The organism is Amphritea sp. 1_MG-2023 (genome assembly GCF_030547545.1).
Classification (GTDB): domain Bacteria; phylum Pseudomonadota; class Gammaproteobacteria; order Pseudomonadales; family Balneatricaceae; genus Amphritea.
Genome location: NZ_JAUOQE010000016.1, coordinates 50,807 through 70,211 on the forward strand (window position 1 = coordinate 50,807; position 19,405 = coordinate 70,211).

General features: G+C 48.4%; 16 protein-coding genes and 1 riboswitch. Of the genes, 10 read left to right on the forward strand and 6 right to left on the reverse strand.

Features of this window, described 5'->3' with window-relative positions; all coding sequences use genetic code 11:
• Positions 1-384: 384 nt before the first annotated feature.
• Positions 385-1,626 carry a HupE/UreJ family protein gene (locus tag Q4488_RS10220; RefSeq protein WP_303580367.1) on the reverse strand — a complete coding sequence of 414 codons (1,242 nt, stop codon included), beginning with the start codon at positions 1,624-1,626 and terminating at the stop codon, positions 385-387.
• A gap of 93 nt (positions 1,627-1,719) precedes the next feature.
• Positions 1,720-2,307: a VOC family protein gene (locus Q4488_RS10225; RefSeq protein ID WP_303580368.1), complete on the reverse strand. Its 588-nt coding sequence runs from the start codon at positions 2,305-2,307 to the stop codon at positions 1,720-1,722.
• Between the two features lie 975 nt (positions 2,308-3,282).
• Between Q4488_RS10225 and Q4488_RS10230 the strand changes: the two genes are divergently transcribed.
• From Q4488_RS10230 to Q4488_RS10270, 9 genes are all read left to right on the forward strand, one after another.
• Positions 3,283-3,630 carry a DUF2282 domain-containing protein gene (locus Q4488_RS10230; protein ID WP_303580369.1) on the forward strand — a complete coding sequence of 116 codons (348 nt, stop codon included), beginning with the start codon at positions 3,283-3,285 and terminating at the stop codon, positions 3,628-3,630.
• A complete protein-coding gene (locus Q4488_RS10235) occupies positions 3,605-4,546 on the forward strand; it encodes a DUF692 domain-containing protein (protein ID WP_303580370.1) in 942 nt (313 codons plus the stop codon). Before Q4488_RS10230 ends, Q4488_RS10235 begins: the two co-directional genes overlap by 26 nt.
• Positions 4,546-5,403, forward strand: a complete 858-nt coding sequence (locus tag Q4488_RS10240; RefSeq protein ID WP_303580371.1) for a DNA-binding domain-containing protein — start codon at positions 4,546-4,548, stop codon at positions 5,401-5,403. Before Q4488_RS10235 ends, Q4488_RS10240 begins: the two co-directional genes overlap by 1 nt.
• A 9-nt stretch (positions 5,404-5,412) precedes the next feature.
• Complete coding sequence (locus tag Q4488_RS10245) at positions 5,413-5,958, forward strand: DoxX family protein (protein WP_303580372.1); 546 nt, start codon at positions 5,413-5,415, stop codon at positions 5,956-5,958.
• A 290-nt stretch (positions 5,959-6,248) separates the two neighbouring features.
• Positions 6,249-7,991, forward strand: coding sequence for a YdiU family protein (locus Q4488_RS10250; protein WP_303580373.1), 1,743 nt, complete (start codon positions 6,249-6,251; stop codon positions 7,989-7,991).
• A 523-nt stretch (positions 7,992-8,514) separates the two neighbouring features.
• A riboswitch (TPP riboswitch) is annotated at positions 8,515-8,615 on the forward strand.
• Between the two features lie 74 nt (positions 8,616-8,689).
• A complete protein-coding gene (thiD, locus tag Q4488_RS10255) occupies positions 8,690-9,541 on the forward strand; it encodes a bifunctional hydroxymethylpyrimidine kinase/phosphomethylpyrimidine kinase (RefSeq protein WP_303580374.1) in 852 nt (283 codons plus the stop codon).
• Complete coding sequence (locus Q4488_RS10260) at positions 9,495-10,325, forward strand: ABC transporter ATP-binding protein (protein ID WP_303580375.1); 831 nt, start codon at positions 9,495-9,497, stop codon at positions 10,323-10,325. The genes thiD and Q4488_RS10260 overlap by 47 nt, the downstream gene beginning before the upstream one ends.
• Complete coding sequence (locus Q4488_RS10265) at positions 10,318-11,115, forward strand: ABC transporter permease (protein WP_303580376.1); 798 nt, start codon at positions 10,318-10,320, stop codon at positions 11,113-11,115. Before Q4488_RS10260 ends, Q4488_RS10265 begins: the two co-directional genes overlap by 8 nt.
• Positions 11,116-11,182: 67 nt before the next feature.
• Positions 11,183-12,133, forward strand: a complete 951-nt coding sequence (locus tag Q4488_RS10270; protein WP_303580377.1) for an ABC transporter substrate-binding protein — start codon at positions 11,183-11,185, stop codon at positions 12,131-12,133.
• A 147-nt stretch (positions 12,134-12,280) separates the two neighbouring features.
• Here the strand turns inward: Q4488_RS10270 and Q4488_RS10275 are convergent, their stop codons facing one another.
• Positions 12,281-14,038: a SulP family inorganic anion transporter gene (locus tag Q4488_RS10275; protein ID WP_303580378.1), complete on the reverse strand. Its 1,758-nt coding sequence runs from the start codon at positions 14,036-14,038 to the stop codon at positions 12,281-12,283.
• A 144-nt stretch (positions 14,039-14,182) separates the two neighbouring features.
• Between Q4488_RS10275 and Q4488_RS10280 the strand changes: the two genes are divergently transcribed.
• Positions 14,183-15,028 carry a LysR family transcriptional regulator gene (locus Q4488_RS10280; RefSeq protein ID WP_303580379.1) on the forward strand — a complete coding sequence of 282 codons (846 nt, stop codon included), beginning with the start codon at positions 14,183-14,185 and terminating at the stop codon, positions 15,026-15,028.
• Positions 15,029-15,214: 186 nt separating this feature from the next.
• Here Q4488_RS10280 and Q4488_RS10285 read toward each other — a convergent pair whose 3' ends face one another.
• From Q4488_RS10285 to Q4488_RS10295, 3 genes are all read right to left on the reverse strand, one after another.
• Positions 15,215-15,895 (reverse strand): DUF1826 domain-containing protein, encoded by a 681-nt coding sequence (locus Q4488_RS10285; protein WP_303580380.1) that lies wholly within the window; start codon positions 15,893-15,895, stop codon positions 15,215-15,217.
• A 517-nt stretch (positions 15,896-16,412) separates the two neighbouring features.
• On the reverse strand, positions 16,413-17,855 hold the full coding sequence (locus Q4488_RS10290; RefSeq protein WP_303580381.1) for an NDP-sugar synthase: 1,443 nt from the start codon (positions 17,853-17,855) through the stop codon (positions 16,413-16,415).
• 59 nt (positions 17,856-17,914) lie between these two features.
• Positions 17,915-19,402 carry a WecB/TagA/CpsF family glycosyltransferase gene (locus tag Q4488_RS10295; RefSeq protein ID WP_303580382.1) on the reverse strand — a complete coding sequence of 496 codons (1,488 nt, stop codon included), beginning with the start codon at positions 19,400-19,402 and terminating at the stop codon, positions 17,915-17,917.
• Between the last annotated feature and the right edge of the window lie 3 nt (positions 19,403-19,405).

Below are 19,405 nucleotides of genomic sequence, written 5' to 3' on the forward strand. Positions count from 1 at the left end.
AAGCGTCTTGCGAGAGCTATGTAACATAGCGTCAGAGTTTTCTGACTCAGCCCGATCAGCGGTTGTGAGATTAACGGTTTATGTTGTTGGATGCTGAAAGCTTAGAGACGCTGCGGCCCCTCTTTGTGTAGAGCGCAAGTCGACATTTTGTTTGTGACCCATGTCTTGAATGAAGCGATTCAGCTAGCAGGTAGAATAATCTTTCTAGTCCCAATGCCGGGTAAGATGATGCAGGATAAGCCAATGGATATGTCGCGCCCTCGCACGGTTGAAGATAACTGGTTTTATGACGGGTAAACTGAACGACTTCCCGCAATGGGGCTGTTAGAGGGCGGTTTTTGCCATGGCTGTAATACTTCTCGGTGCTGCTTCTGAGGGGACGTTTTAGATAGGCATTGTTTCAAGCAGGGGAATCGATCGCGTGACAACCCAATAGGTTGATATCACAAGAGCGACAAGTGAGACGTAATAATCGAGGGGTCTAGCCATGCTGAGATACTTTCTTATCAAGGCAGTGAACACAAATGCTAGGCCATAGATAAATAGTTGTCCCGCTTCAATACCCACATTGAAGGATAATAAGTGGCTAAAGCTGCTTTGTGAGCCTGCCTGTGTCAGTTCATTAAAGACAAACGAAAAGCCAAATCCATGGATGATACCGATCATCAAAATAGGTGTGGTACTGATATGCTGTGCTTTTTTGCAGAGCAATAGTATGGCGGTGGCACCGATGGTTAAGGCGATGAGTAACTCTATTCCGGGGGTAAATAGTGGCGAGGTGGTAGCGATGTTATGACCAAAGAGTAGGCTGACAGAATGGCCGGCTGTGAACGCTGTGGCCAATGCCAACAGCCGGAAAAGCCCCGTCGCACTGAAAAATAACAATAGAATGAATAGCACATGATCCGCGCCAATCAGAATATGACTAAAGCCGTCGTTAAAGCCTACGATGAATTTGGTCATTAATGAGGGCTGCTGGGTGGTGGTGTAGTCGAGAATACCAACCGTTGTTTCCGAGCTTATCTCATCATTGCGGTAGAGGTTTATGATATTTGCTAAGCGTTTGATAGCGTTGAACTTATCCCCTAAATCGCTGGTAATGGACAGGCGGTCATTGTTCAATGAGGTATCACTTAGCCGTAGCTTGATATCGAGTCCGGCATCAAAGAGCGTGTAGGCATCGTTGCTGATCGATAGGTCGTGGTCAAAATTACGCAGGGCTGTTTCTAAACGACTGAACGGTTGGCGACTATCTGAATTAAAGATGTTCACTGACTCGATGGTGTAGTGTTGATCCTGTCCATTTTTTGTAATGGCGTACCCTGATGCAATACGTGCTTTTAATCCCTTTAAGTTGCTTTTGATCTCGGCGTGATTAAGTCTGTAATCGGTGTTGTCGGCGAGGGTTATTTTTTGAGTGAAAGGGATATCTTGCTGGCTGTCTATGCCTTTCCAACTATCATCTAGCAGGACTAGAGGCAACGGCATACGCATGAGAATGATCGTATCTTGACCTTCTTCGTAGAGATAGATAATTCTGGGTTCAAAGTGGGTGAAGTGAGCAGATGCGACAGTGCTGAATATTGAACTGGTGAGAATCAGAAATAGTGTGAGGAGAGTCTGCATAATCGGTACCGTTGAATCAGTGCATCGATATCTGTGATAGCACCACGGGCGTGATGCTATGATTAGGTTGATAAATGTTAGCGGCGGCGCCTTTTAGTAACGCGGGTCCCACATCCGGCGTCCCGTTTCTTTTTCATACCCCTGGCCAAATGGATAGCTGACAATTTCCATCTGCATGCCCCATGGCGCTAAAAAATAAACCCAGGTTAGGCCTGCCATGCCGGTATCGGTAAAGGTTTTCGGTTTGCCGAGTACCTCGATACCATTTTCTTCCAAGAACTGAACTGCAGGTGCCATATCATCGACATAGAAGGCGAGATGGTGCCCGCCAATATCACTATTTTTCGGTGGCTGCTGTATTTGGTCTGGTGCGGTGTATTCAAAAATCTCTAGGGACGGGCCCGTGCCGCAACGCATCATGTGTGCCGTGTTGATGACGGCTTTTTTATCGACATTGAGGTTGTCTGTCATCCAGTCATTCTCAAAGGGACCGAAGGGGCCAATGGAAAAGAACGATTCGCAACCGATGATATCGGTAAAAAAGGTGATAGCTTGTTCAATATTTGGCACGGTGAGCCCTAAGTGTTGAGTGCCTCGCATACCGGGAATACCCGCTTGAGCGGATTGACCGAGCAGCGATAATAAAAACAGTGAGGCAGTGATTGTTTTTATTTTTTTCATGATTAATCTCCATCGTTTATTAACATAGAATATTTATCAACGCAGCTTTCATGCCAGTTGCTGATAAGCCCATGGTGACGGCGTTTAAAAAGGATGGTGTATAAAAAAATAAAGGATATGAAACACTTTGACGCAAACCATGAAACAGAGTGTTGCAGTAATAAAGCCAAGGTGAAGCGCGTTGTTCAGTATGATGATTTTATTGAACTTGCTTCAGGTTTAAATTTTACGATAGAGGTTATTACGATTTAGAACACTTTCAGTGGAATACGTTTTAATGAGGGGGAGAATTAACGCTATTAACCTGAAGGGGCTTGAGTATGAGCCGCGATCTTAGTGATAAGGTGGGGCGCGTTGTGTTTAGTCGCGCAAATGATAATATAAGCCCTCAATAAGGGGCAACGAGGGTGCAGAGTGCGACCTATGCTATAATTATTTGATGTGATTTTTATGCCAACGTCTGGTTTGAAAATAGACAAGCAAAGGTTAGGGAAGGTGCGAATAAGTCCGTTATATTCTCTGCGGACATTAGAATGGCCAGATACGCGAAAGCCAGTGCAGCGAAATGTCTGGACCTTTTCAAGCTGGCTGACAAAGTAGATGATCATTCTAATATCCGCCCTTCGGGGCTTTCAGAGAAGCAGGATCTCAGCGTTAACATTTTTCGACGTACAACCAGTATGCCTGTAACTGTTGCCTTGATCTCCAGCTTCTCTGTAAGCCAGAGGCGTAATTGACTTATTCGCACCTTCCTTTGCCAACGCCTGACTTTGCGTTCGCGCTTTCAGTTTGATTTCAGTGTCACCTTCTAAAGTATTCAACATCAAGTCACGGGACGGCAATAGCGTCAATATGGCTAGCGCGGTAGGCATTAATCACTGCGGGTCAGTCCGTACTTGAAGGCGTTTTTTAACTGAAACATTAACTGTAGAAATGACCAACGCAACATTATCGGTTTAATTGGGAGTCATCAAAATGAAAAAAACAAGTTTAGCGACCGCATTACTGATCGGTGCATCGACCGCGCTATTGAGTACGGGCTCTGTTGCAGGGCCAAATAATCAATTGAAGGTGTCTGAAACGGCTTCTGCTGAAGTGCAGGCTAAGGTTAATGGCTGGTTAGCGGGTGATAAAGTTAGCGGCCGTAAAGATAAATGCTTTGGCATTGCGCTAGCGGGTGAGAACGATTGCGCCGCCGGTGCAGGCACCAGTTGTGAAGGCACGTCGACTCAAGATTTCCAAGCGAATGCATGGACCTATGCCCCTAAAGGTACATGCGAATCCATCGTCACGCCTAATGGAACAGGTTCGCTTGAAGGCTAATGTCTCCTCGCCCCAGCAATCAAGGCTTGCTGGGGCACAGCTGGGAGCTGGCCTTGGTTTAAAGCTTGAGCATTTGGATGATATTTTAGCCTTGCCACGCGCAGACACTCTGCCCGCAGTTGAGTCGTTGTGGTTTGAAGTGCATACCGAGAACTACTTTGTCGCGGGTGGCCCGCGACTCAATGCGCTCCGCTCGATCCGTGACAACTACGATGTTAGTTTTCATGGGGTCGGCGGTTCACTCGGCTATGATCATCAATCGATGCATGAGCATATTCAGCAAGTGAAAGCGTTAATCAATGAGTTTCAGCCAGTCCTCGTCTCTGAGCATGCGGTTTGGTCACGATCTGGCGGGACCTATTTTGCTGACTTAATGCCGTTACCTCGTACTCAAGATGCCTTGCAGTCATTGGTGGATGGTGTGGATCGTTTTCAATCGGGTATCGGGCGGCGTATTTTAATTGAAAATCCGAGTAACTATTTGGATTTTACCAGTGAGATGGATGAACCCGCGTTTTTAGTGGAAGCCGCACGGCGTAGCGGCTGTGGATTATTAATCGATATCAATAACTTGTATCTCAGCAGCAAGAATACCGGTATTGATGCTGCACAGTATTTATCGCAGATTCCGGTTGAGTTGGTAGGTGAAATTCATATTGCCGGCCATGACCCAGATCCAGAGTTAGGCCAAGCGCTATTAATTGATAGCCACGCCTCACCCGTCGATTTGGCGGTCTGGGAGCTATTACAGTATGCCTTAACACTGTTTGGTCACCAACCTGTGCTGGTGGAACGAGACGCCAATCTACCGCCGTTTGCTGAATTAATGAATGAACGTCAGCAAGCACAAGATTGCTTAGAACAATGCCGTCATGAAGCTGCCTCTGCTAACGTTTCTCTAGGGGAGATTCGGTAATGGCATTTAGCCCTTATATTGATGCTTTTACAGACTACCTGCGTACCGGCGACACACGCGGGATGAATGACTATTGCGTTGATGCAACGCAGCTAAAACGATTAGCGGTTTACCGGAATGGTTTTTATAAAGGCTGTATTGACGCACTAGCCGCTAATTTTCCGGTGTGCGAAAAAAGCCTAGGGCGAGAGTATTTTAACCAGCTTGCCCGTCTTTATGTGGATCATTATCCACCGGAGATCGGCACACTGGTCGGTTATGGTGAATATTTTCCTTATTTTATAAGGGATTTATTAGAGGTATTAGAACAGCAAGAATCAATGCGCTTATCCGCGAGTCTCGTTGATTTGGCACGTTTGGATTATGCCTGGTTAACGAGTTTGATGAGCGCCGATGCGACGCAGACCCTAACCGCCGAAAAAATCACTTGGTTGGTTGAGCATGGTGAGGATTTTACTCAAGCGCAGGTAACCTTGAGTGCCAGTGTTGACCTGCTGCGGGTTAATGCTGGTACTTTAAATCAATGGCTTGGCTTTAAAACCAATAGCCCGGATGTCGAGCCATTGGTGTTGTTGCCAGAAGGGCATATGAACCTGTCTGAGTTGTCTCAGGCGGATAGCGCGCCGGCGGTTGATACGGTGATGTTTTGGCGGCTCAACGATGCGGTGCAAGCGCGTTTACTGTCAGTCCCTGAAGTGGCATTGATGCGAGCGTTACAGGATGTCGGTGTATTGGAAAAAGCGTTTGCTGCCGCGTTGGCTTTAGACCCCAGTTTTGATGTGAGCGAAGTGTTCTCTGCCTGCCTGCAGAACGAAATATTAGATATTGATTTGACGAAATATAATTATAAAAATTAGGACATTAACATGAAGATGGTGGAGAAGTTTCGCGCACTATATGTGCAAATTGGTTTGCAGTTGTCTCGCTTTATCGAGCCGTTTGCCTTGTTTTTCATGCGTTTTATGGTGGCTAAAGTCTTTCTCGACTCAGGGCTCAGCAAGTGGGACGGTTTTCTAAGCTTTAATGTCGATAAATATGATCTGTTTAAATATGAATTTTTCTGCCCTGATCCGGTAAGGCCAGGCGCGTTGCAGTTATGTAATCCGGAAACACTCGATTATGTTGAAGGCTCATTGGTAGTGAAAATGATTGAGTGGTTGGCGGTGTTTGCTGGTGTTGCAGAAGTATTGTTACCCCTATTATTGATTATCGGTTTATTTTCGCGTTTTGCTGCCTTAGGGCTAATCGGTATGACGATGTTCATTCAACTGGCGGTGTTTCCAACTTGGGATCATTGGATCAACCCTGCATCTTGGTGGGCGATCTCTTTATTGGTGATTGTTGCACGAGGGCCGGGTGTTTTGTCTGTGGATAAGTTAATCGGCTTAGATGCCAAATCGGCGCGTCATTAACTGAACTTTTGCTGTATATAAGCGCCCTAGTTTATAACTTAAAGCGCGTTTATCGCTCGCTATCTTAGGATCGATTACGGCGATGCCGCGCCTATTTAGGTTGCTGGAAGCGATATTCCGTGGTGATATATTGTTACGTATCACGTTATTGCAGCATACGCCGATTGAGCGTCGCCGTGTGCATGAGCAAGGCGCTTGACTGAATAAATAGGTTGTTCCCTTGATTGTCAGAATGTAATGATGGTGCAATAGCGATTAGCCGCTGACTTTCTCTATCATGAGGTACCCCATTGATAAATCGATTGCCCGAAAACGATCAATCCGATCAACCGACCGTTGAGACGTTAGAAGATCTCGCCGCGTTAACCAATTACTCACTCATGGACACGCTTCACGTTGATCCCGATGCGCAAGCCAATGGGGCCAACCACTCGCCACGACAAGTCTTTACGGGACATTATGTGCCGGTTACGCCGACGCCCATTGAAGCGCCCGAATACGTGACACATAGTTATGGCTTTTTTCGAGAGTTAGGGCTTGCTGACAGCATGGCGCAAGCGCCTGATTTCATGGCGATGTTCTCGGGTAATCTCTCTCATGCGCCGGCGCCCATGCGTCAGGTTGGCTGGGCATGTGGTTATGCCTTGTCTATTTTCGGTACCGAATACACGCAGCAGTGTCCGTTTCAAACGGGTAACGGTTATGGTGATGGGCGTGCCGTGTCTGTACTTGAAGCTGTTATCAACGGTCAGCGTTGGGAAATGCAGTTAAAGGGGGGCGGTCGAACACCGTATTGTCGTGGCGCTGATGGTCGTGCGGTGCTGCGCTCCAGTGTTCGCGAGTTTTTAGCACAAGAGCATATGCATGCCCTAGGTGTGCCCACCTCACGCTCGCTGAGTTTATATGCCTCTAAAACCGAGCGAGTCCAGCGGCCATGGTATTCGCAGGGCTCACAGAAGAAAGATCCCGATATTATGATCGCGGAGGCGGTAGCTATTTCGACGCGTGTCGCGCCTTCGTTTATTCGAGTGGGTCAACTCGAACTGTTTGCCCGACGCGCACGTAACAATGCACATCCGCTGGCGCTGCAAGAACTCGAAATGTTGGTGCTACACCTGATTGATCGAGAGTACGCGGACGTTATCGATAAAAAACTAACGCTCGCCGAGAAAGTCGTGTTGTTAGCGCGTGAGTTTCGTCATCGTCTGACCTCGCTGGTGGCCCATTGGATTCGGGTTGGCTACTGTCAGGGTAATTTCAATAGTGATAATTGTGCCGCGGGTGGCTTTACCCTCGATTATGGGCCATTTGGGTTCTGTGATGCATTTGATCCACAGTTTCAGCCGTGGACCGGCGGTGGTTATCACTTCGCGTTTCTGAATCAGCCCGTTGCCGCGGAACGCAATTTCCATATGTTTTGGACCGCATTACGAACCCTAATGAACGCCGATGCTGAGGCATTGCGACAGCTCGATGAGGTGCGAAGCGGGTTTGCCGCCGAGATGCAAACACAGATGGAAGCGATGTGGGCGGCTAAACTGGGGCTGGCTAGTTATCATGAGGAATTATTCCGAGAGCTGGCAAGGTTGATGGTACATACGCCCGTTGATTACACGATCTTTTTCCGTGAACTATCGGGCATCCCTGAAGATATGGCGCCGCTGCAAAAAAGCTTCTACAAGGGCTCATCCTATGCGGTAAACCCTGAAGGGATGGAACAACGCTGGTCAGCGTGGCTGATGCAATGGAGAGCATTGATCGACACGGCCAATGCGGAGGCGGGTCGATCTAATGAAGCGCTTTCTCAGCAGATGAAACGCGTCAATCCAAAGTTCAGTTTACGAGAGTGGTTTGTGGTACCGGCGTATCAGCAAGCCGCCGCCGGAGACTATACGCTTGTACGAGAGCTGCAAACGATAATGACACAACCCTACGCCGAGCAATCCTCAGCCATAGAGGAAAAATACTATCGGTTAAAACCGTCAGAGTTCAGTGAGATTGGCGGCTTATCACATTACAGTTGCTCATCGTAAATGGCCGCAAACGGACGCTATAAGGTCTGATCGTGATCGGCGGCTGCGGTCGCCGGTCTCGGCTGAGACGATAACACTATCGTCGATCAAATAAGGCGGGGTTGGCGTTGTTAGAATAGCGAAACGCGCTCATCTGACGCGCATAATATCTGTTTATTATCTGTAAATGAGGCGGTTTTAGGGTAATTGTTTGTTCTCGAAGAGTCTTTCATTAGGGAAGGTGCGAATAAGTCAATTACGCCTCTGGCTTTCGCGTATCTGGCCATTCTAATGTCCGCAGAGAATATAACGGACTTATTCGCACCTTCCTTAGCCTGAACCAGGCGATAATGAGTTCTCTTATATTAATATAATTAAAATGTTTTTTGATTATCTAGTCCGATGAAACTGCAAATAAAAAGAGTAACTTTTATTTTTATCTATTTAAAATAATGCCTTACAGTATTCGATAGGATTAAACAAAAACATCAGCAGACAAATATCATTGTTATATTGCGCTTTCAAGCAAACTTGTTACTATTCACCCCTATAGTCGGGGGGCCATTTAGGCTGAGATTGCATGTTTCGAGACCCGTTGAACCTGATTCAGTTAACGCTGACGTAGGGAACTATCCATCTGGCTGCGCATAACCTGATTTCTCTCCCTTCTGAAATCTTCAGCTTGATAAGGTTCCTAACGATCAGTGTTAGGAGCTTTTATGTCAAACACTTCGGCAATGCCGTCCATTCAAAGTTCATCTACCCCTATTGTACTCACGATTGCGGGCTCCGATAGCGGTGGCGGTGCGGGTATTCAGGCGGATATTAAAGCGATCTCGGCCACCGGTAGTTATGCGTGTTCAGTGATTACCGCGATTACCGCGCAAAACACCTTAGGTGTGTCGGCTATTTTTCCAATCCCCCTTGAGCATGTTGAGAAGCAACTGGATGCCGTTTTTAGTGACCTCAATATTGTTGCGGTTAAAGTCGGTATGCTGGCCGATAGCGACATTATCAAGATCGTGGCGGCTAAAATAAAACAATATCGTCCCGCCTTCTTAGTGATCGATCCGGTAATGGTAGCCACCAGTGGAGATCTCTTATTACAGGCCGCTGCGATCAGTACGCTTAAATCTGAACTGCTACCCTTGGCCGATATTATCACCCCCAACTTACCCGAAGGGGCGGCGCTGATTGGCGGTGATATCCCCTACAGTGAAGAGGCTATGACTGCCATGATCACGGAGCTGCGTCAATTAGGGGCTAAGGCGGTACTGCTCAAAGGTGGTCACTTAGATGAAGATGAAAACAGCAATGATCTGTTGATTTTGTCGGATCAGGTTGAGCGTTTAACGGCGAAACGGATCGATACGCGCAATACCCATGGCACGGGTTGCACGCTATCGTCGGCCATCGCGTCTTATTTAGCTCAGGGTCATGCGCTCTTATCGGCGGTGACATTAGCGAAACAGTATATATCTCAGGCGATTGCGCATGCCGATGAATTAGACATCGGTCGGGGCCATGGGCCGGTCAATCACTTCTTTAGTGGTCACCGTGATGTCGGCTAACCCCGCCGCGCCGGTGTCACAGAGTAGCGCGATCCGTATCGCTATTTCAGACGGCTATCTGCGCTACCACGATAGTCAAGCAGCGACGTTAACAGGGCTCAATATTGAGGTGCCGGCCGGTGCATGGACCTGTATTTTAGGGCGCAGCGGTTGCGGTAAGAGTTCGCTACTGCGTTATCTCGCCAACCTCTTGCACGATAAAGTTGATTGGTCAGGTGAGCTAACCACAGAGCCTCACTGTGATTTGCAGCATCATATTGCCTATATGGCACAACAAGATCTGTTGATGCCTTGGTTATCGGTGCTCGATAATGTGATGTTGAGCACTAAATTGAGTCGTGCACCGCGATCAACCGCGATAAGGGACTCTCAGTTAGCGCAAGCGCGCGAGTTATTACATCAAGTGGGCTTGGCGGATAAAGCAGACTATTTACCACAGCAGTTATCGGGGGGGATGCGTCAGCGTGTGGCGTTGGCGAGAACCCTGATGCAAGATAAACCCGTTGTCTTAATGGATGAGCCGTTCTCTGCGCTAGACGCCGTGAGCCGTTATCGGTTGCAAAATCTAGCGTTTGAATTGTTGCAAGCTAAAACAGTGGTGTTGATTACTCACGATCCTCAGGAAGCGATTCGTTTAGCCAGTAGGCTCTACATTATGCAAGGCCGACCCGCTTCAGCAGAATCATTGCTGCTGCCTCTGTCACAGGTGCCGCGTGCAATCGATGCCGAATGTGCAGGGTTGCAGCAAACGATTATGACGCGACTGGCGCTAGATTATGAGTGATGTGGTGAAGATGGTTTCAACCTCGCTTAGGCTCAAGCGTCAAGCAGGTCTCTCGCATCCATTGATGCGTATATGCATTAGCAGCGCCGTTATGTTGGCGGTCTGGCAAGCGATTGTGGTTTTTTTTGAGATGCCCGCCTTTATCTTGCCTAGCCCAGTGGATGTTTTTGATCGTTTGATCGAACGGCATTCTATTCTATTAAAACACAGTTGGGTTACCGCACAGGAAATTATGCTGGGTTTACTCTTCGGGGTCTCGCTGGGGTTGTTATTTGCCCTGCAAATGCTGCTATTCAAGCCGGTTAAACGCTGGCTCTTACCGCTGCTGATCGCCAGTCAAGCGATCCCTGTATTCGCCATCGCACCGGTATTGATGTTGTGGTTAGGTTACGGTATCGCATCAAAAATAGTCATGGCCGCGTTAATCATCTTCTTTCCTATTACGACCTGTTGCTATGACGGCTTACGCAGTACGCCGGTGGGGTATCTCGATCTTGCTAAAACCATGGGCGCGTCAAAGAGGCAAATGTTACGTCATATTCAACTTCCGGCGGCATTACCCGCACTGGCTTCGGGAGTGCGGGTGGCGGTGGTTATCGCGCCCATCGGTGCGGTCGCCGGTGAGTGGGTGGGGTCCAGCGCGGGCTTGGGATATCTCATGTTACAAGCGAATGCACGCATGATGATAGACGAAATGTTTGCCGCTCTGTTTATCTTATCCGTGCTGTCGATCACGCTTTATTTTGTCGCCGACTGGCTTCTGAAAAAAATGATTCCCTGGGAAATGTAATCCCTAGGTCGTTATTAATGCATCGCTTCGATGTATTGCGAACAATCCTAATATGAAAGGAAATTTTATGAAAAAGCGTATTCTTTTGACGGCACTGACGCTGACGGCAACGCTGCTGTCGGCGACAACTCAGGCAGAAACGAAACACCTTAGTCTAATGTTGGATTGGTTTGTAAACCCGAATCACGGTCCTATCGTTATTGCTCAGCAGCGAGGTTATTTTGCCGATCAAGGTCTTGAGGTCGAGATTCAAGAGCCTGCTGATCCTAATATGCCGCCTAAGCTGGTTGCGGCTAACAAAATTGATTTAGCGATTAGCTATCAGCCTAATTTGACGATTGATGTCGCGGCGGGGTTACCATTGATACGTTCGGCAACGTTGATTGCGACACCGTTGAATATGCTGATGGTGTTAGATAACGATAAGATTAATGATCTAGCAGACCTGAAGGACAAGAAAATTGGTATCGCGATTGCCGGCACCGAAGAAGCCAGTATCGGCACCATGCTCGATACCGTCGGTGTGAAGTATGACGATGTGGATATTATCAATGTCGGTTGGGCGTTATCAGCGTCATTGGCGTCGGGCAAGGTTGATGCGATTTGGGGAGGGTTACGCAATTTTGAAACCAATCAATTAGCCCTCGAAGGTTTTACGGCGAAAGCGTTTTTTCCTGAAGAGCACGGCGTGCCGGTGTATGACGAATTGATCTTTGTGGCGAACGCCGATACCTATGATAAAGCAGCCCTCCGTGGTTTTAATAAGGCCATCGAGCAGGCGACCATTTATATTACCAATCACCCGCAAGCCGCGTGGGAAGAGTTTGTCGCCTATGCGCCTGACACCCTGAACAATGAACTCAACAAGCGAGCTTGGAACGATACACTTAACCGCTTTGCATTGCGTCCGTCCGCTATCGATCTACAGCGTTATGATGACTATGCTGAGTTTATGTACACGCAAAATATTATTCAAACGTTGCCGAAAGCAGCGGATTATGTGCCGACCTTGGACTGAGTCAGGCTACGTTTTTGACGTTGTTCGGGAAGCCTTAAGCGGCTGATAGTATTGTAATGCCCCCTGTAGCTGGCCCCTCTTGCCGATGCTAGCGATGCTCATCGGCAATGGGGGGCGGTTAAACTCCTGATGCTCATCGAGGAGAGATCAGGGGCACTGCTTGAATACTTTCTGACTGCATTGCTGACAGATATCGGGATTTAAACGGGGAACCAAGTTATTTAACGCATCATCGATGGTGGCATAAAAGTTCTCTTCACCGAGATGCTCTAATAACCTGAGATCTTCGAGTTCATCTTTGACTGTATTTTTTAGTGCACAAAAACTGAGCGTAAAGCCTTTTCTCTGTAAATTCCTCGCCTCTTTTATCAACATTTCAGCCCCTGCATAGTCAATAAAATTTATCCCTGTACAGTTGATGATAATATGGTTTTGGCCTTGATTCTGTTCACTAAAACGGATCATGTTTTTCTGAATATGATCAACGGCACCAAAGAAAACAGAGCCATCAATCCGAATGATTTTATGTTGCGGGCATTCGGGTAATTGAAAGCGTTGTACACTGCGAAGATCGGTTCCGGCATCAATCGATTTAGGCGCGACCTCCATGATTCTTGGCGTTGAGGTACGCTTTAAATAAAAGATCAGTGATAGCAAAACACCCAGATAGATGGAAAACTCTAAGGCCACAATCAGTGTTGAGATAAAGGTGACCAACAGGATAGTCGTTTCTTGTTTACTGCTGCGAAGAATCGCTCGGATATGCGGGATGTTGATTAAGTTCCAGGCGATCAGCATGATCGCTCCGGCCATCGCTGGTAACGGTAAAAAGGCGGTGATTTGAGGCGCAAAGAGTAAAACCAACACCAACATTAATGCAGCAAACATAACGGCTAGCGGTGTTTTTGCGCCGGCATCATAATTCACACCGCTGCGAGTGAACGAGCCTGAACTCATAAAACATGAGAAAAAACTACCCACGACATTGGCAAGCCCTTGACCGATAAATTCTTGGTTGCCATCGATACGTTGCCCCGATTGGATCGCAATAGCACGAGCGATCGCTACGGCTTCCACTAATCCTAAAATAGCGATCGCCAGTGCTCCGGGGATGATGGCGCTGAGTGTAGTGGCCGATAGATCGGGAAAAATGAACGCCGGAAGCTGCCCCGAGAGTGCGCCAACCATGGGCACTGCGTGGCTTTCTCCTTGAAGTAACCAGCAGACCAAGCTACCCATCATCATACCGAATAGCATTGCGGGTATTTTGCGACTGAGCTTTTTGATCAACAGTGTACTGAAGATAGTGGTTAGGGCGATCGTCAGAGAGTAACCATTGAAGAATGGTAAATGCGTCAACATATACGACCAATCCGCATAAAAGGGCATGCCTGCTGGGACAGAAAGCCCAAGCATCTGTTTAAATTGACTGGATGCAATAAGCATCGCAGCGCCTGCGGTGAAGCCAATTACCACGGTATGTGAAATAAAGTTCACCAACGTGCCCATACGCGCTAAGCCAAAGCCGAATTGAAATAAGCCGGCTAACAACGTTAGCGTCAAAACCGCAGGAATATATGCGTCCGTTCCTTGCGGCACAATGCTACTGACCACACTCAGCACCACAATTGAGATAGCGGCCGCAGGGCCGGAAACCATATGTCGAGATGAACCGAATAAACCGGTGATGATAGGCACAATAATCGCTGTATATAAACCGAATTCAGGGGGTAATCCGGCAATCATGGCGTAAGCCACCCCCTGCGGTAAGACCACAATCGCACCGCTAAGGCCTGCGAGTAGATCAGCCAGTAACGATTGCCGATTGACCTCACGTCCCCAAATCAGAAAAGGCATCCAACGGCGTAATATGGTGATTGAATGATGTGTGGATTGTTCGGACATAACGGTTCGCTGACTCATACGGGGTGGTTTTGTGTGTTGAAATAGCTTCGACGTCAAGGCATCAAGAAGACATTTTACGAGAGTATTGATATCATGAGAAACGATATTAAATGGCCATCATAACCATAAAAACAGGACGTTCATGTGGATTTAGTGCTTCTGCAAACTTTCATTGAAGTGGCTCAAACCCGTAATTTTGGCCGAGCCGCTGATAATCTGTATGTTTCATCTTCAACGGTCAGTGCGCGGATTAAACAGTTAGAAGCGGTATTAGGTCTATCACTGTTTATCCGCAAGCATCACGAAGTCTCGCTAACCCCTGCCGGCGAAGGGTTTGAAAGACATGCGCGTTTTATTCTCAATGCTTGGGAGCGGGCGTATGAAGATACGGCGTTAAGTGATCGACATAAAAAGCGACTCGTGGTGGCGGGTGTCTCGAGCCTTTGGGATATCTTTTTGCAGGATTGGCTAAGCGATATCTACAACGCGATTCCAAATATTAGCTTAAGGGCAGAAGAAAGCACGCCATTACGCGTGGTCGAAAAATTAGAGCAGGGATTGATTGATATCGGCTTTATGTATGAGCAACCTAGCCTAAAAGGCTTTAGGGTACGAGAGGTGGCGACTGTCCCGATGCTATTAGTGTCCACTCAAGCCGATGTTGTGGTAGATAAGGCGATTGCCGAGGGGTATATCCGAGTTGAATGGGGCACGACCTTTGCCGGCCTTCACGAAGCCGCTTTTCCTCAGCGACCATTGGCACGGGTGCGGGCCAACAGTGGTCGAGTCGCGCTTAATCTCATGCTGAGCTCTGGCGGTGCTGCTTATCTGCCGCAAGTGATTGCCAGCCCCTTGCTCGACGAGGGAAAGTTGTATCAAGTCAGCGATGCACCGATCATCGAAATGACCGCTTATGCCGCTTATCATTTACACGGCGAGCATCGCGCCCTAATCAGTTCATTATTGGATCGCTTACCACAACATCAGTGATGTTCAGTAGCCTTAGTTGAAGCAGATTCGCGCCTTTAAGCGTTGGAGCGGTAATACCCCCGCCCATTGGGGAAGTCGAAAATCATAAGCATCGGCAGTTATTCGTATTCAATACTCGGCATCAATGCCGACTCTGCTTACTTCAAACCGGTCATCGATAATCCGCCTATCACCCTATAGTGGCGTTTAGGCAAAATCCATCGTCACGACAACACGTTTTTCATGAGGCGCCACGGCTGGCGATCGATGCACGGCACCCAAGCCTTCATTGCCATACCAGCCTTCGCCTTTTAACAGCACAATATCCCCAGCGTTTAGCTGCTGAATACTCGCGGCATGAGAGTACAGGCCCGACGCATCATCGCTTAACCCCCGATTACCGGCACCGAGTTTGGTGCGATCGAGATCGCCATTGCGCAGCCATTCGGTGCTCGGACCTCGGTAGGTGCTCACCAGACGACAGCCTAATTTATCCACATGGAAACGGGGACACATGGCACGATCTAACACTTGCAACCTCAAGCCCACCTCATCTAATTCAAACAAACAGCTGTACATGTCTAATAACAGCGCCAAATCCTCAACAAAGGCTGCCTGTCCGGGTAAATCCGGTAGTAAAGATATGAGTGATTCGGTGGGCGATTGATGGTGGATAACAGAGCGAAGATTAAAGTGTGGCTGACACTCGACGAGTGCTTGGCAATAACCAGTGATGTCAGTCGGCAGTGACCGTTGCATGACAACGAGATTAATCTGTTCTTGGTAGATAGCAGTCATCACCTCAGGCGAATCCCCCATGGCATGATTATCGACATCCAGATAACCTGTTTCATAAGCATGACTTTCTATGTGTTCGATGGCATTCACAGTAATGACGTCCCATTGAAATTTAATTTATGTTATATCATAACATAAATTAAATAATGAAAAGATTCGTCATGCAAGTGATGATGGCTTGATTCCATTGAAACGTTACTTGGGATAAGTGTCGCGGTGCCAAAACAAGAGCGGCGTTAGGGTTAAGAATGTTATGTTTCTAAGCCTCTGATAAGCGATGAGGCCTAACGAAGCCTTATCGAATATAGAATAAGGGAAGCCGCCCTATAAGCCTCGCGTCAGGCAGAGATCTTTCTGCCAAGGGGTCTCTTCAAGGGGCTTCTTGTGCAGGGCTTGATGCAAAGACGAGATGCTACGTTCTCTATGCTAATGTCTTTACTCTATGTTTTTTTATTCTCAGTTCCTTATTCTCAGTTCCTTATTCTAAGGCCTCTGATCGAGTCGCTTATCGCCGCCGCTGTGTAACCTGAGCATGAGGGGGCAGGGGCTTGACGCCGCTAGGTGACAATACCGGTGTTTTGACCGTCGCGGCTTACTAGGTCGCTAATCAAGAAAAACAGCGCAAGCGGCGCAGCCAATGCTTCCACGATGGACTCGATAACAGTTCAATCTCTAAGAGTTGACGTTCAACAGGGTCTGTCCTGGTGTTTGAGTAAAGCTCCGCCGGACTCCACAATCCGATGGGAAGCGCCTGATGACGGCTGATCCAGGGGGAAGTATCCCTTTCTTCTATGGCCTTCGATACATCGTCATGTGCATCGCCTTCTGTCTGATGTCGGTTCGTTGGTGGGTGCTGTGGATAAGTCGGCAAGGCGCGGCCGAACCAATTAATATCACCACGGATAATGCACAACAACAAGGGTAATGCATTCAAAGCAGCTATCGGAGTGTGCCACCGATAAGCACGAAAGGTGCGTCGCCGCAAACCGTTTGGGCTGTTATTGACACGGTTGCCACTGAGCGTTTGTGTCGTTAATAACGGCTGTGAGTTCTGCATCCAAGCTAATAGAGCGGCTAATGGCCAAAGCGGTGTGCTGAGCAGCAGTACTAGGCAGGCCAATAGCCGAGCTATTACACTGGATATATTACCTATAGGGTGATGAAAACGGTTGTCAGCTAATAGAAATGGATCGTTAATATGGAAGTCAGCGTTGAGATCTACCCGAATTAAGTGGTTTTTGGCGACGATCGCATTCTTGATTTCTAGTCCACTGCCGACATAGGTATTGTCGAGAATGATACTGTCATGAAGGCGGGCACCCCGATCTATTAGGCAGTGGTTGCCGATAACAACCCGCCCAGCTAAACGGGCTTCGCTGTGGACTGTCGAGTAGTCGCCAAGGCTGGCAGCACCAGAGGCAAGACTGCGATGATGCATTTTTGACTGTTTACCCGCTTGTAGGTTGTCGTTGTCGGCAACACCGGCGGTCGATAACTGCTGAGCGTCCTGTTGTAATGCTTGCAACGCGCATTGATGATATTCGGCGAGTGACCTTAATAAATGAGCGCTGTTGGTTGGCCGTGACGGGGTGGCTAGGTGGTCTGCTGCGCCTAGCATCGGCCAGGCGAGAGGTCTGAGGTCGCAGGCATCATCTGATACGACCAGCACACCTGGAGTTTTAGGCTGCAGGTCGTCGGCGTTAGCAAGCCAGTGAGCATGGGTGCGCAGAATGTCACCACGCACGCCAATATAAGGGAGGGGTAAGCGGTCGCCTAAATAGGCGCGAATCTTCTCAGGTGAATCACTCTGTTTACTCATTAGGTAATGTATCTTCAGACTCCAACGTAAACCATCGCCAAAATGATCACGGATAGCCTTAGTGTGATCGCCCGTTACTAAGAATATTTCGCTAATTCCCTGTTGGCGCAGCTGTTCGAGACAGTGCTCCAGTATGGGCTTTCCTCTGACTGGTAGTAATGCCGGGCAGAGTATCTCATTCAACGGTGTTAGTTCAGCGCCATCGCGGTCTGCAAAGACTAGTGCGTGCATGTTAATGTCCTATTCTGTTACATAACGTTAATCAGGAGAGCCACGCTCTCGTGCTGATTTCAGCTGGCGCCTTTACCACTGATCAACGCCGGTATGGTTTTAATAATTAATCGCAGGTCGCGCCATAGGCTGCGTTTGTGAGCATAGTTGATATCCATTTCCGCCTGCTGCTGGAATGGAATCAGCGAACGCCCCTGTATCACCCAGTCCGAGGTGAGGCCAGGACGGATTTCAAGTCGTTTGCGTTGCTCACTGCTGTATTTTTCAACCTCGCTATGCAGCGCTGGGCGAGGTCCCACGATAGACATATCACCTTTTAGCACGTTCCAAAGTTGGGGTAGCTCATCCAACGAGAGCTTGCGTAAAATGCGGCCAACGCGGGTGATACGAGGATCGTCTTTTATTTTGAACAGTACTCCGCCTTGCATCTCGTTTAACGCTTCCAGCTCGGCTCGTCGAGCTTCTGCATCGGCATGCATCGAGCGAAACTTCCATAAACGGAACGCACGATTACGGTAACCGGCTCGGGTTTGACTGAAAAACACCGGCCCAGGGGAATCCAGACGGATCGCAATGGCGATCAATGGAAATAGGGGCAGTAATACCAGGAGTGCGCTGCTCGCCAGCGTCAGATCGATCAAGCGTTTGGCTATGAACGACCCCCGGTGTTGCCAGCGCCAACGGAATCGTTGCCAGGCGGCCCGACACTTGAGTCGCTGTTGTTGGTTGGCCAACAGCAGCGGGAATGATGTTAAAAACTGCTGTGCACGTTTGGCCTTTAACAGACGCAATATAAATAATGGATTACCAATCACATAGCGTCGCCACATACGCTTTGGCTCCTGTAACAAACGCCAAACCCATTCCAAACCGCGGGACCGAATCCATGCAGGCGCTCGCGGAATATTACCGCCATAAAAATCAAATAAACCACCGACCGCAATGTTGAGCACGCTGTTTAATTGATCCCGGTGCTCGGCAATCCAGAGCTCTTGACGTGGTACCCCCATGGCGACAAAGAGGACGCGGGCACCACTACGATTAATCTTGTCAATCACGGCGGGAGTCTCTTTAGGGTCAAAGAAGCCATGTTGGCTGCCGGCGACGATAAGCCCCGGCGCATGACGTTGCGCCCATTCAGCGACGCGCTCTACTGTGCCGGGTGATGCTCCCAGCAGAAAGATCGGTTGTTGTGTGTCGGCGAATAAACGACAGAGGTGTGGAAACAGATCGGTACCATTGAGGTTCTCCACGAGTGTGTCATTATTGAGATCGCAGCCTTTGCGAATCCCACTCCCATCGGGAAATATCAGCCGGGCACTCTGCAGTGCCTGGTGATAACGCGGATCATCAAAGCTGGTGTTGAGGCAGTGCGCGTTAACGAAAAATAGGTCGTTTTGTACCTCTCCCAGTACGATCCGACGAACGCTATCGAGTGCCTCTGCAAGGCTGATATTCGCGAAGCAAATCTCTAACAGCGATGATGTTGTCAGGGACGTCGGTAACGCTGAAGCTTCGGGGACGTTTTGTGGCTTGAATGTGTGCATAGC